This window comes from Massilia sp. CT11-108 (assembly GCF_047302915.1).
Taxonomy (GTDB): Bacteria; Pseudomonadota; Gammaproteobacteria; order Burkholderiales; family Burkholderiaceae_D; genus Telluria; species Telluria orientalis.
In genome coordinates, this window is record NZ_JBKYMO010000136.1 from 1 (window position 1) to 12,499 (window position 12,499).

Annotated in this window: 8 protein-coding genes and 1 pseudogene; 3 read left to right on the forward strand and 6 right to left on the reverse strand. The window is 62.5% G+C overall.

Annotated features, from left to right (window positions below; translation table 11 throughout):
- A pseudogene (locus ACEN88_RS13210) lies at positions 1–238 on the forward strand (alpha/beta hydrolase); the annotation flags it as partial.
- Positions 228–1,244, forward strand: a complete 1,017-nt coding sequence (locus tag ACEN88_RS13215) for a CapA family protein (RefSeq protein ID WP_413340202.1) — start codon at positions 228–230, stop codon at positions 1,242–1,244. The pseudogene ACEN88_RS13210 and the gene ACEN88_RS13215, both read left to right, overlap by 11 nt.
- Here ACEN88_RS13215 and ACEN88_RS13220 read toward each other — a convergent pair whose 3' ends face one another.
- Positions 1,245–2,126 carry an NAD(P)-dependent oxidoreductase gene (locus ACEN88_RS13220; RefSeq protein WP_413340204.1) on the reverse strand — a complete coding sequence of 294 codons (882 nt, stop codon included), beginning with the start codon at positions 2,124–2,126 and terminating at the stop codon, positions 1,245–1,247.
- A 105-nt stretch (positions 2,127–2,231) separates the two neighbouring features.
- Between ACEN88_RS13220 and ACEN88_RS13225 the strand changes: the two genes are divergently transcribed.
- Positions 2,232–3,503 (forward strand): hypothetical protein, encoded by a 1,272-nt coding sequence (locus ACEN88_RS13225; RefSeq protein ID WP_413340206.1) that lies wholly within the window; start codon positions 2,232–2,234, stop codon positions 3,501–3,503.
- 132 nt (positions 3,504–3,635) lie between these two features.
- Here ACEN88_RS13225 and ACEN88_RS13230 read toward each other — a convergent pair whose 3' ends face one another.
- From ACEN88_RS13230 to ACEN88_RS13250, 5 genes are all read right to left on the reverse strand, one after another.
- Positions 3,636–5,099 (reverse strand): glutamate synthase subunit beta, encoded by a 1,464-nt coding sequence (locus ACEN88_RS13230; RefSeq protein ID WP_413340208.1) that lies wholly within the window; start codon positions 5,097–5,099, stop codon positions 3,636–3,638.
- 70 nt (positions 5,100–5,169) lie between these two features.
- Positions 5,170–9,897: a glutamate synthase-related protein gene (locus ACEN88_RS13235; protein WP_413340209.1), complete on the reverse strand. Its 4,728-nt coding sequence runs from the start codon at positions 9,895–9,897 to the stop codon at positions 5,170–5,172.
- 339 nt (positions 9,898–10,236) lie between these two features.
- Entirely contained in the window at positions 10,237–10,935 is a 699-nt protein-coding gene (locus tag ACEN88_RS13240) for a transposase (protein WP_413340211.1), read from the reverse strand.
- 42 nt (positions 10,936–10,977) lie between these two features.
- Positions 10,978–11,661, reverse strand: a complete 684-nt coding sequence (locus ACEN88_RS13245; protein WP_036233341.1) for a response regulator transcription factor — start codon at positions 11,659–11,661, stop codon at positions 10,978–10,980.
- A gap of 49 nt (positions 11,662–11,710) precedes the next feature.
- Positions 11,711–12,499: sensor histidine kinase (locus ACEN88_RS13250; RefSeq protein ID WP_413340213.1), on the reverse strand; the 789-nt coding region annotated here is incomplete at its 5' end.

A 12,499-nucleotide genomic window follows, 5' to 3' on the forward strand; every position in this document is an offset into this window, starting at 1 on the left:
GGATCTCGCCGGCAGCGACGCCCTGCGCGCCGTCGAGGCGCCGACACTCCTCATCGTGGGCGGTGCCGACGAACCCGTCATCGCGCTGAACCGGCAGGCCTATGGCGAGTTGGGCTGCGTAAAACGGCTGGCGCTCGTGCCCGGTGCGACGCACTTGTTCGAGGAACCTGGCACGCTGGAAGAGGTGGCGCGGCTGGCGGCGGACTGGTTCACGAGCTGGTTCGTCCATGAGCCCTGATCTGCGCCCTTTGCGCCTCGTGTTCGGCGGCGACGTCATGCTGGGCCGCCACGTGCGCGACGTCATGCTGCGCGACGGCATCCACGCGCCGCTGGAAGCAATCTCGCCGCTGCTGCGTGCGGCCGATGTCGCCATCGTCAACCTGGAGTGCGCGCTCACTGACAGTACCGGGCGCTGGCACGGCGTGCCCAAGGCGTATTACTTCGCGGCGCCCTCCGCGGCCGGCCAGGCGCTGCTTGACGCCGGCATCCGCATGATCAGCCTCGCCAACAATCACAGTCTCGACTACGACGTGCAAGGGCTGGCCGATACGCTGCGCATCCTCGACGCACACGGCATCGCCCACACCGGCGCCGGTCCGGACCTCGCATGGGCGCTGTCCCCGGCCGTCGTGGCGTGCGGCGACGTGCTCGTCGGGATGGCGGCGTTCTGCGACCACCAGGCCGATTTCGCCGCGACGGACGATCACCCCGGCATCGCCTGGCTCGGCCTGCACGACGAAACGGCCGCCACCGACGCCTTCGCACGCGCGCTCGCGCCCCTGCGCGCGGCCGGCGTGCGCTGGCCGGTGTTGTCGCTGCACTGGGGTCCGAACATGGTGACGGCGCCCGCACCGCACCTGCGCCGCCTCGCACACGCCGCGATCGACGTCGGCTGGAAGATCGTCTACGGCCACAGCGCCCACATCTTCCACGGCATCGAGCTGTACCGGGGCTGGCCGATCCTGTACGCGACCGGCGACCTCGTCGACGACTACGCCGTCGACGCGGACCTGCGCAACGACCATCAACTGCTGTTCGAAGTGCACCTGGGCGAGGACGCCCTGCGCCGCATCGTGCTGCACCCGGTGTTCGTCCGCCACGGCCGCGCGCTGCCGGCCGACCACACGCAACGCACCTGGATCTATACGCGCATGCAGGCGCTGTGCCGCGACCTGGGCACGACGGCGCGGCTGGACGGCGAGATGCTCGTCATCGAACCGGACGCCGTCACGCCGCACGAGTGATCAACGGAGACCCGCCTCTTCCGACACGTTCAACGCGGCCGCCGTCCAGTCGAGCTCGCCGCGGTCCTTCGCGAGAGCGGACAGAAAACGGTCGTGCATCATGCTCGCGAGCGGCATCGGCACGCGCGCCTTCGTGGCGGCATCCAGTACGAGGTTCGCATCCTTGAACCCCAGCGACAGCTTGAAGCCGGGATTGGCGTAATCATGCTGCGCGATCAGCTTGCCGTAATTGACGTACAGCGGCGTGGCGAAGATCGATTGCGTCATCACGTCGAGCATGGCCGAACGCGAGACGCCGTATTTCTCGCACAGCGTCGCCGCTTCCGCCATCGCCTCGATGACGCCCATGATCATGAAATTGCCGCTCAGCTTGACGATGCTGGCCGCGACCGGATCGTCGCCCAGCGGGAACACGCGTTGGCCCATCGTCTCCAGCAGGGGCAGGACTTTGTCGCGCGCGGCGGCGTCACCCGCGGCCAGGATGAACAACATGGCGGCGGCCGCGGCGGTCGGGCGGCCGAATACGGGCGCGGCGATGAAGGCGGCGCCGCGCTCGGCGTGCAGGGCGGCGAGCTTGCGCGTGGTCTCCGGCGACACCGTGCTCATCGACACGTGGATGCCGCCCGGGCCCAGCGTCGCGGCGATGCCGTTCGCGCCGCCGACGACCTGCTCCAGCGCCGCGTCATCGGCCACCATCGTGAACACGATGCCGTCGCCGGCCACGGCCTGGCCGGGATGCTCGACCAGCGTGGCGCCTTGCCCGACGAGGCCGGCCGCCTTGCCGGGCGAGCGGTTCCACACGCGCAGCGTATGGCCCTTACTAATGAGGTTGCTTGCCATGGCATGGCCCATGCCGCCCAGGCCGACGTAGCCGATATTCATGCCGTCTCCAAAATTGTACAAATTGTCGGAATCATGCATGCTAACAGATAAGTCCAGCTAGCTCTGCCTGAGCTGATCTGTAGTTCCCATTTACTTGGAGAAGAAATGAATAAATTCGAGCTACCAAGCTTAACTATTCCAGAGCTCATGGGTTCAGTGCAGGTTATCTCCTCTGTAATTGGAGGAGATTGGGTGATGAAAAAAATGGCACATGAAAAGCGGAAGATCGAAGAGTTTAAGAAAATATCCGAAAACGGAAAACATAGCTATTTATTTAAACCTGATCCGCACCCTCTAATTGAGTGGGCTCTAGATTTAGAAAAGCTCCTTACCCATGCTCGCGAAACACATGAATTCACTCCCAACGAATCCATATTAAAGCTCTATACTTTAGGAAAAATTCTAGAGCGATGCCAACATGAGTCTGGACTCGAAAAGTTGACTGACCGCCTAAAACAGAAGGACAGCTTTTTCTCTGCGTTCTTTGAAGCAGAGGTTGCCGCCATGTATAGTCACAAAGGATTTTCGGTAAGATTTATTGAAGAAGGCAGCAATCGCACACCTGACTTGTACGTTAAGCGCGCAGATGGTCTTGATGGTTACGTTGAATGCAAATGCAGAGATTTGCTCACAGAGCGTGATGAGAAATTAAAAAAAGCATGGGATGGACTGCAAAAAGGCATTTTGGGTGAGTTCGGCCCGCAAAAAATAAGTTTCGCAGTGTTTGTGAAATCCCAAAATGACCTTGAAATTAAAGATGTTCCCTCACTAAAAAACTTTATCATTGAGCAATACAAGATGGGGGGATGTGGAAAATACGACCGAGCAACGGGCGATCTCATCTATTCAACTGATCCTTCGGGGAAATACCAAGTTGTTGTCAACAATTGGATGAGGCCAGATGAGGAAGCCCAGCAGGAAGCGTTCAATTTCTTTGTTCGTGAAGAGTTCGATCATGTCACAATGCTCTGCGATGGGAGAGTCGACGAAAACGACCTTCCGTTTTGGAAGAGACCGATAGTGATAGGGATGGCAAACGAAAAGCCTTCTGATCGCGTTTCCGGAATCGTCAACGCATTTAAGTCTGCGGTAGGCCAATTATCGAAAGAAAAACCGGGAGCGATCTGGATACGTATCCCAGATAATTCTTGGAGCAATGAAATTGAAAAAGCCGGAGAAAAAGCCGTTAAATTGTTGCAAGCCGAAATGGATGGAGGCGCCAACACACGTGTTAATGCTGTTGTCTTGGCAACACGAATGACCCATGCAGTAAATAACGGCGAAGCAAACGGCCTAATTTATAATCCGCTCTACTTAACCATTGAAAATAAAAACTCGGCCAAATTAGTAGATCAAAGCTTTTGGCAGCATCTTTAATAACAGTATGACTTCTAATATGAAATCAAAGCAAATTAGTTTTTCAGTCAGACGAATTACCTGCTCAAGATAATAAAAAACGGCCCGGGCGGCAGACCCGGGCCGTTCCTTGATTGCGACTTAGCTAACCGATCAGCGCGGCAGCACCGACGAACCCATCAGGAATTCATCCACGGCGCGCGCGCACTGGCGGCCTTCGCGGATCGCCCACACGACCAGGGACTGGCCGCGGCGCATGTCACCGGCGGTGAAGACCTTCGGCACCGACGTCTGGTAGCAGACGTCGCCATCGGTCGTGGCGCGTGCGTTGCCGCGCGCATCCTTTTGCACGCCGAACGCGTCCAGCACCTGCTGCACCGGCGAAACGAAGCCCATGGCCAGCAGCACGAGGTCGGCTTTCAGTTCGAATTCCGAGTTGGCCACTTCCGTCATCTTGCCGTCTTTCCACTCGACGCGGCAGGCGATGACTTTTTCCACTTTACCGCCCTTGCCTTCGAAGCGCTTGGTGGCGACGGCGAAGTCGCGCTCGCAGCCTTCTTCATGCGACGACGAGGTGCGCAGCTTGGTCGGCCAGTACGGCCACACGAGCGGCTTGTTTTCCTGTTCCGGCGGCATCGGCATCAGTTCGAACTGGGTCACCGATGCGGCGCCGTGGCGGTTCGACGTGCCCACGCAGTCGGAGCCGGTATCGCCGCCGCCGATCACGATCACGTGCTTGCCCGTGGCCTTGATCTGGTCCTTGACTTTGTCGCCGGCGTTGACACGGTTCTGCTGCGGCAGGAAGTCCATCGCGAAGTGCACGCCCTTCAGGTCGCGGCCCGGGACCGGCAGGTCACGCGGTGCTTCTGCACCACCCGCCATGACGACGGCGTCGTAATCCTTGACGAGGTCTTCCGGGAAAATGGTTTCGCGCGCCATGTTGCTGACGGTGGCCGGGAAATCTTTGCCGACCAGGGTCGAGGTGCGGAACTTCACGCCTTCTTCGCGCATTTGCTCAACCCTGCGGTCGATCAGGTCCTTCTCCATCTTGAAGTCGGGGATGCCGTAGCGCAGCAGGCCGCCGATGCGGTCGTTCTTCTCGAACACCGTCACGTCGTGACCGGCGCGGCCCAGTTGCTGGGCAGCGGCCAGGCCTGCGGGGCCGGAACCGATGATCGCGACCTTCTTGCCCGTTTTGACGGCAGCCGGTTGCGGGACGATCCAGCCGTGTTCCCAGCCGGCGTCGGCGATCTTGCGCTCGATCGACTTGATGCCGACCGGCTCATTGTTGATACCCAGCGTGCAGGCGGCTTCGCACGGTGCCGGGCAGATGCGGCCCGTGAATTCCGGGAAGTTGTTCGTCGAATGCAGGTTGTCAACGGCGTAGCGGTAGTTGCCGTGGTAGACCAGGTCGTTCCAGTCGGGGATCTGGTTGTTGACGGGGCAGCCGGTGTTGCAGAACGGGATGCCGCAATCCATGCAACGCGCACCTTGCACCTTCGCTTGCGCGTCGGTCAGGGTGATCGAAAATTCCTTGTAGTTCTTGAGGCGGGCAGCGGGTTCCAGGTGGTCTTCTTCCTGGCGCTGAAATTCCATGAAGCCGGTGATCTTACCCATTTGTATTCCTATCGTATTCGGTTCAGTCTAGAGAGATGCGGCGGGCGCGTCGGACGCCCGCCGGTGAGCATCAGGCAGCCAGTTCGATCTTGTCGTTGGCTTCTTCCATGCTGCTGTTGTGCATCTCTTCCAGTGCGCGCTTGTACTCGGTCGGGAAGACCTTGACGAACTTGCTGCGGCTGTTGGCCCAGTCGTCCAGCAGGTTGCGCGCACGGGTCGAACCGGTGTGCTTGAAGTGACGCTCGATCAGGCGCTTCAGGATCGCTTCGTCCGACTCGCGCTCGCCGTTGCGGGTCTGTGCGTGCCAGCTGGCCTTGTCGCTCTGCTCCTTGGTCGACAGCACGCTCTCCAGTGCCACCATCGCGGTGTTGCACTTCTGCTCGAAGTCGCCCTTCGGATCGTAGACATACGCCACGCCGCCCGACATGCCCGCCGCGAAGTTGCGGCCGGTGTCGCCCAGCACGACGACGGTACCGCCGGTCATGTATTCGCAGCCGTGATCGCCCACGCCTTCGACGATGGCAGTTGCACCCGAGTTACGCACCGCGAAACGCTCGCCGGCCACGCCGTTCAGGAACGCTTCGCCGGCGATCGCGCCGTACAGCACCGTGTTGCCGACGATGATGTTGTCGACGGCCCAGCCGCGGAACTCCGTGTTCGGACGCACGATGATGCGGCCGCCCGACAGGCCTTTGCCGACGTAGTCGTTACCTTCGCCGACCAGGTCCAGCGTGATGCCGTGTGCCAGGAACGCGCCGGCCGACTGGCCCGCGGTGCCCTGCAGCTGGATGTGGATCGTGTCGTCCGGCAGGCCGGCATGGCCGTAGCGCTTGGCGACTTCGCCCGACAGCATCGCGCCGACCGTGCGGTTGACGTTCTTCACCGGCGAGATGAACGAGACGCGCTCGCCCTTCTCCAGCGCGGCCTTGGCCTGCGCGATCAGCTTGTGGTCCAGGGCCTTGTCCAGGCCGTGGTCCTGGCCGTCCGAGTGCAGCAGCTGGCGTTTGTCGTCGACCTTCGGCTGGTAGAAGATGTTCGAGAAGTCCAGGCCTTGTGCCTTCCAGTGGCCGACGGCCTTCGACTTGTCCAGCAGGTCCGAACGGCCGATCAGCTCGTCGAACGTGCGGATGCCCAGCTGGGCCATGATCTGGCGCGCTTCTTCGGCGACGAAGAAGAAGTAGTTCACGACGTGTTCCGGCTTGCCCGAGAACTTGGCGCGCAGTTCCGGATCCTGGGTGGCCACGCCCACCGGGCAGGTGTTCAGGTGGCACTTACGCATCATGATGCAGCCTTCGACGACCAGCGGTGCCGTCGCGAAGCCCACTTCGTCCGCGCCCAGCAGTGCGGCGATGACGACGTCGCGGCCGGTACGCATCTGGCCGTCGGCCTGGACGCGGATACGGCTGCGCAGGCCGTTCAGCACGAGGGTCTGCTGGGTCTCGGCGAGGCCCAGTTCCCACGGCGTGCCGGCGTGCTTCACCGACGACAGCGGCGATGCACCCGTACCGCCGTCATGGCCGGCGACGACGACGTGGTCGGCCTTCGCCTTCGACACGCCGGCGGCGACCGTACCGATACCGACTTCCGACACCAGCTTCACGGAGATCGACGCGTGCGGGTTCACGTTCTTGAGGTCGTGGATCAGCTGCGCCAGGTCTTCGATCGAGTAGATGTCGTGGTGCGGCGGCGGCGAGATCAGGCCCACGCCCGGCACCGAGAAGCGCAGCGACGCGATGTACTCGGACACTTTGTGGCCCGGCAGCTGGCCGCCTTCGCCCGGCTTGGCGCCCTGCGCCATCTTGATCTGGATCTGGTCGGCGGACGCCAGGTATTCGGCGGTCACACCGAAGCGGCCCGATGCCACCTGCTTGATCTTCGAGCGCAGCGAATCGCCTTCGACCAGCGGGATGTCGGCGACGACGCGGTCCTTGCCCAGGATCGAGGCCAGGGTCTCGCCCTTGGCGATCTTGATGCCCTTGAACTCGCCCATGTAGCGGGCCGGATCTTCACCGCCTTCACCCGTGTTCGACTTGCCGCCGATACGGTTCATGGCGATGGCCAGCGTGGCGTGGGCTTCGGTCGAGATCGAGCCCAGCGACATCGCGCCGGTGGCGAAGCGCTTGACGATTTCCTTGGCCGGCTCGACTTCGTCCAGCGGGATCGCCTTGGTCGGATCGATCTTGAATTCGAACAGGCCGCGCAGCGTCAGGTGACGGCGGCTCTGGTCGTTGATGAGCTGCGCGTACTCTTTATAGGTGCTGAAGTTGTTGGCACGGGTCGAGTGCTGCAGCTTGGCGATGGCGTCCGGCGTCCACAGGTGGTCTTCGCCGCGCACGCGGTAGGCGTATTCGCCGCCGACGTCCAGCGCATTGGCCAGCAGCGGATCCTTGCCGAAGGCCAGGCCGTGCAGACGCAGGGCTTCCTCGGCCACTTCGAACAGGCCGATGCCTTCCACCGTCGACGACGTGCCGCGGAAGTACTTGTCGACCAGCGACTTGTTCAGGCCGATGGCTTCGAAGATCTGGGCGCCGCAGTACGACATGTAGGTCGAGATGCCCATCTTCGACATCACCTTCATGAGGCCCTTGCCGACCGCCTTGGTGTAGTTGTACATCGCCTTGTCGGCAGCCGGTTCATTCCCGTGTGTGTGCGGCATTGTGTGCGCCAGGTCGACCAGCGTTTCCAGCGCCAGGTACGGGTGCACGGCTTCCGCGCCGTAGCCGGCCAGCAGGGCGAAGTGGTGCGTCTCGCGGCACGAGCCGGTTTCCACGACGAGGCCCGTCGATGCGCGCAGGCCGCGCTGGACGAGGTGCTGGTGGATCGCGGACGTCGCCAGCAGCGCCGGGATCGCGACCTGGTCGGCGTTGAGGTTGCGGTCCGAGACGATCAGGATGTTGTGGCCCGACTTGACGGCATCGACGGCTTCCGCGCACAGCGAGGCCAGCGACGCTTCGATGCCTTCCTTGCCCCACGAGACCGGGTAGCAGATGTTCAGTTCATACGACTTGAACTTGCCGCCGGTGTGCAGGCTGATGTTGCGCAGGCGGGCCATGTCGTCGAAACCGATCACCGGCTGTGACACTTCGAGGCGCATCGGCGGGTTGACGTTGTTCGTGTCCAGCAGGTTCGGCTTCGGACCGATGAACGACACGAGCGACATCACCATCGCTTCGCGGATCGGGTCGATCGGCGGGTTCGTGACCTGGGCGAACAGCTGCTTGAAGTACGAGTACAGCGGCTTCAGCTTGTTCGACATGACGGCCAGCGGCGAGTCGTTACCCATCGAGCCGGTGGCTTCTTCGCCCAGCACGGCCATCGGGGCCATCAGGAACTTCAGGTCTTCCTGGGTGTAGCCGAATGCCTGCTGGCGGTCCAGCAGCGAGATCGCGGCTTTTTCACCTTGTGCATCCTTGGCACGGTTCTGCGACAGCTGGCTTTCCGACAGCTTGATTTCGTTCAGCTTGATGCGCACCGACTTGATCCATGCCTTGTACGGCTTGGCGTTCGAGTAGGTGTCCTTCAGTTCCTTGTCGTCGATGATGCGGCCGGCTTCCAGGTCGATGAGGAACATCTTGCCCGGCTGCAGACGCCATTTCTTGACGATGCGCGATTCCGGGATCGGCAGCGTGCCCGATTCCGAGGCCATGACGACCAGGTCGTCGTCGGTGACGATGTAGCGGGCCGGACGCAGGCCGTTGCGGTCCAGCGTACCGCCGATGTGGCGGCCGTCGGTGAAAGCCATGGCGGCCGGGCCGTCCCACGGTTCCATCATCGCGGCGTGGTATTCGTAGAACGCGCGGCGGTTCTCGTCCATCGTCGCGTGGTTTTCCCAGGCTTCCGGGATCATCATCATCATCGCCTGGGCGATCGGGTAGCCGGCCATGACCAGCAGTTCGAGCGCGTTGTCGAAGCAGGCGGTGTCCGACTGGCCTTCATAGATCAGCGGGAACAGTTTCTGCAGGTCGTCGCCCAGCACGGCCGACTTCATGACGCCTTCGCGGGCGCGGGTCCAGTTGAAGTTGCCCTTGACGGTGTTGATCTCGCCGTTGTGCGCCAGCAGGCGGTACGGGTGGGCCAGCGGCCACTCCGGGAACGTGTTCGTCGAGAAACGCTGGTGCACCATGGCCAGCGCGGAGACGCAGCGCGGGTCCTGCAGGTCCTTGTAGTACACACCGACCTGGTCCGCCAGCAGCAGGCCCTTGTAGACGACGGTACGGGCCGACATCGACGGCACGAAGAATTCCTTGCCGTGGATGAGTTTCAGGGCCTGGATCGCGTGGCCCGACGATTTGCGGATGACGTACAGCTTGCGCTCGAGCGCGTCGGTGACCATCACGTCCGGGCCGCGGCCGATGAAGATCTGGCGGATCACCGGCTCTTTCGCGCGGACGGTCGGCGACATCGGCATCGTGTCGTCCACCGGCACGTTGCGCCAGCCCAGCACGACCTGGCCTTCGGCGCGCACGGCGCGCTCGATTTCCTGTTCGCAGGCGATGCGCGAAGCGTGTTCCTTCGGCAGGAAGATCATGCCGACGCCATATTCGCCCGGCGGCGGCAGTTCGATGCCCTGCTTGGCCATCTCGTCGCGGTAGAACTGGTCGGGGATCTGGATCAGGATACCCGCACCGTCGCCCATCAGGGCATCGGCACCGACGGCGCCGCGGTGGTCCAGGTTCTTCAGGATCAGCAGACCCTGTTCAATAATGGAGTGGCTCTTGTTGCCCTTGATATGGGCGACGAAACCGACGCCGCAGGCGTCGTGTTCATTGGCGGGATCGTACAAACCTTGGGCAATCATGGGGGCTCCGCAGCATTTTGAAGATATTGAAGGCCGAGGATAGAGCAGACTTCGGTAAACATCAATAGCAATAATTAGGGTCGGAGTCGAATTAAATACAGAGTTTTTTGGTCTTAAATTAAATGGGGACACAGTAGAACAAGTGATGCGTTTCGCCTGCCATATCAATAAAATCATATAGTTATGCGCAAAACCGTCGTTCCCGCGCAGGCGGGAGCCCAAGTTCCGCGTGCCCGCCAACAACTTGGACCCCCGCCTTCGCGGGGGCGACGGGGCAATAAAAAAGGAGGCCTTTAGCCCCCTCATCATTCATTTGTTGCAATGACGCTGCGCACAAATCTATTCCGCAGCCTTCACCTTGAACGGTCTCCCCCGCTTGGCCGGCAAAATCTGCCGCCTGGTCTTGTGCTCCAGCGCGACCTTGAATTCATGCGATCCCAGCGGCGCCCCCTTCAGCACCGCCGCATTGATCGTATCCAGTTCCTGCCCCGACATCCCCTGCTGCGCCAGCTCGATGAAGGCCGCCTCGCGCTGGAACGGCGTGTTGCCGAGTTCCCAGTACTTGGCGTGGTCGGTGATCAGCGGATCCGGCCGCACGCCGGCGTGATGCGCGTAGCTCGACCACGGGTAGTCGAGCGGCTCGAACGCGAGCTGGCTGCGCAGTGGATTCAGTTCGATGTAGCGGATGCAGGCCAGGAAATACGCGTCCGGGTCGATCACGGACGTGCGGAAACGTCCCTGGAACAGGGTGCCGGAGCGGCCGTACTTGTTGTTAAACCAGGGAACATATAACCGCCCCACTTTCTGCATCATGGCCGCCAGGCCGTCCTCGTCGGACGGCGTCGCCAGCACATGCAGGTGGTTCGGCATCAGGACGTACGCGTGGATGGCCACGCGGTAGAACTTCGCGCTCTCGCGCAGCCATTCCAGGAAGCGGCGGTGGTCTTCGTCGTCGCGGAAGATCAGCTGGTTGTCGTTGCCGCGCTGGATGATCAGGTGCGGCTCGTGCGGCAGGATGAGTCGGGGTTGGCGGGCCATGGCGTCATTCTAACGCGACCGCCTCGCTCTGTCCCCGATTGATTACGCCAGCGTGAAACCGGCGGACAGGCTGTAGCCCTCGCCATAGGCGCTGCGCAGCGGCAGATCCTGGCCGAGGCCGGTGCGGGCCTTCTTGCGCAGACGGTAGACGAGCATGTCGACGCGGCGGCTGGCATCCGGATCGTCGCCACCCATGCCGGCCACGATCACCTGGCGCGGAACGGGCCGGGTGTTGATGGTCAGCAGGTGCAGGAAGTTGCACTCCTTTTCCGTCAGGTCGATCACCTTGCCCATCAGCTCGAGCTGGCGGGCCGAGACGCGCAGGGTCCACTTGCTCGGCGCGGGCGCCGGCTCGGACGACGGCCGCACGCGGCGGTCCAGCGCCTCGATGTGGGCAGCCAGTTCCGGGAACTTGATCGGCTTGGTGAGATAGTGGTCGGCGCCGAGGCGCAGGCCGAGGATGCGGTTGTCGAAGGCCACACGGCCCGTCAGCACCAGCAGTCCGATCTCGGGATACAGCTGGCGCATTCGTGGAATCACGTTAAAGCCGTCCTCGTCGGGCAGGCCCAGGTCGAGCACGACCACGGCCGCCGGCGTGCGCGTCAGCGCGGCCCACATATCGCTGGCGGTGGTCGCGATCGTGACCTCATGGCCGAGTTCCTTGAGGAAATCGGCCATATCGCCTGCGTATTCGCCATTGTCTTCAACAATCAATATTTGCGTCATGGGTTTTGCCAATTCCTTGTTTCGTATTCCCGGCTTCGTTGTCGGGCGGCTAACCCCGGTCGCCATGCCGATTATCACTGCTGGTCATTCCGGAAGCAAGACTTTTTGCCCCGCTCGCCTGTGCCGGCAGCCAAAGCCTGAACTCGGCGCCGCCCTCTGGAGGACATGCATATGTCAAACTACCGCCGTGCACTTCCACCACGGAGCGCGCCATGTACAGCCCGAGCCCGCTGCCCGCGATACCCTCGGCATTCGCGCCGCGGTAGCCCTTGTCGAAGATGCGCGCGACGTCGTCCGCCAGCACGCCATGCCCCTCGTCGCGCAGCGCCAGTTCGACGCCGCCGTCGACCCGCCGTCCCGCCACATGCAGCGCGGTACCGGCCGGCGTATAGCGCAGGGCATTGTCCAATAACACCTTGAGCGCCAGGCGCAGGCCGGATGGTTCGCCCCGCAGCGCGGCCGGCAGGTCGCTGGCTTCCAGGGTCACGGGACGTCCGGCCGCGCGCGCCTGCGCCACCAGTTCTTCCAGCAGCAGCTTCGGCCCCACCTTGTTCTCGCGGCGCTGGCTGCCGAGTGCGGCCATGCGCTCGGGGGACAGGTAGTCGTCCAGCATCGCGATCAGGCGGTCGGTCGCGGTCGCGATCTTGCGGTAGCGCTCGCGCGTCGCCTCGTCGGCCTTGGTGCCCAGGGACTCCAGCCGCTGGATCGCGCCGTCGATCGTCGACAGCGGCGTCCGGAATTCATGGTTCAGCATGCTGGCAAACCGTTTTCTCTCGCGCTCCCGCTCGCGCCGCGCGGACACGTCGCGCACGAGGCCCAGCAGCGCCCGCGGCTGGCC

Bases quoted from the DNA above. Each gene is read 5' to 3' on its own strand.
- ACEN88_RS13215 (WP_413340202.1), top strand. From the start codon at position 228: ATGAGCCCTGATCTGCGCCCTTTGCGCCTCGTGTTCGGCGGCGACGTC.
- ACEN88_RS13220 (WP_413340204.1), bottom strand. From the start codon at position 2,126: ATGAATATCGGCTACGTCGGCCTGGGCGGCATGGGCCATGCCATGGCA.
- ACEN88_RS13225 (WP_413340206.1), top strand. From the start codon at position 2,232: ATGAATAAATTCGAGCTACCAAGCTTAACTATTCCAGAGCTCATGGGT.
- ACEN88_RS13230 (WP_413340208.1), bottom strand. From the start codon at position 5,099: ATGGGTAAGATCACCGGCTTCATGGAATTTCAGCGCCAGGAAGAAGAC.
- ACEN88_RS13235 (WP_413340209.1), bottom strand. From the start codon at position 9,897: ATGATTGCCCAAGGTTTGTACGATCCCGCCAATGAACACGACGCCTGC.
- ACEN88_RS13240 (WP_413340211.1), bottom strand. From the start codon at position 10,935: ATGGCCCGCCAACCCCGACTCATCCTGCCGCACGAGCCGCACCTGATC.
- ACEN88_RS13245 (WP_036233341.1), bottom strand. From the start codon at position 11,661: ATGACGCAAATATTGATTGTTGAAGACAATGGCGAATACGCAGGCGAT.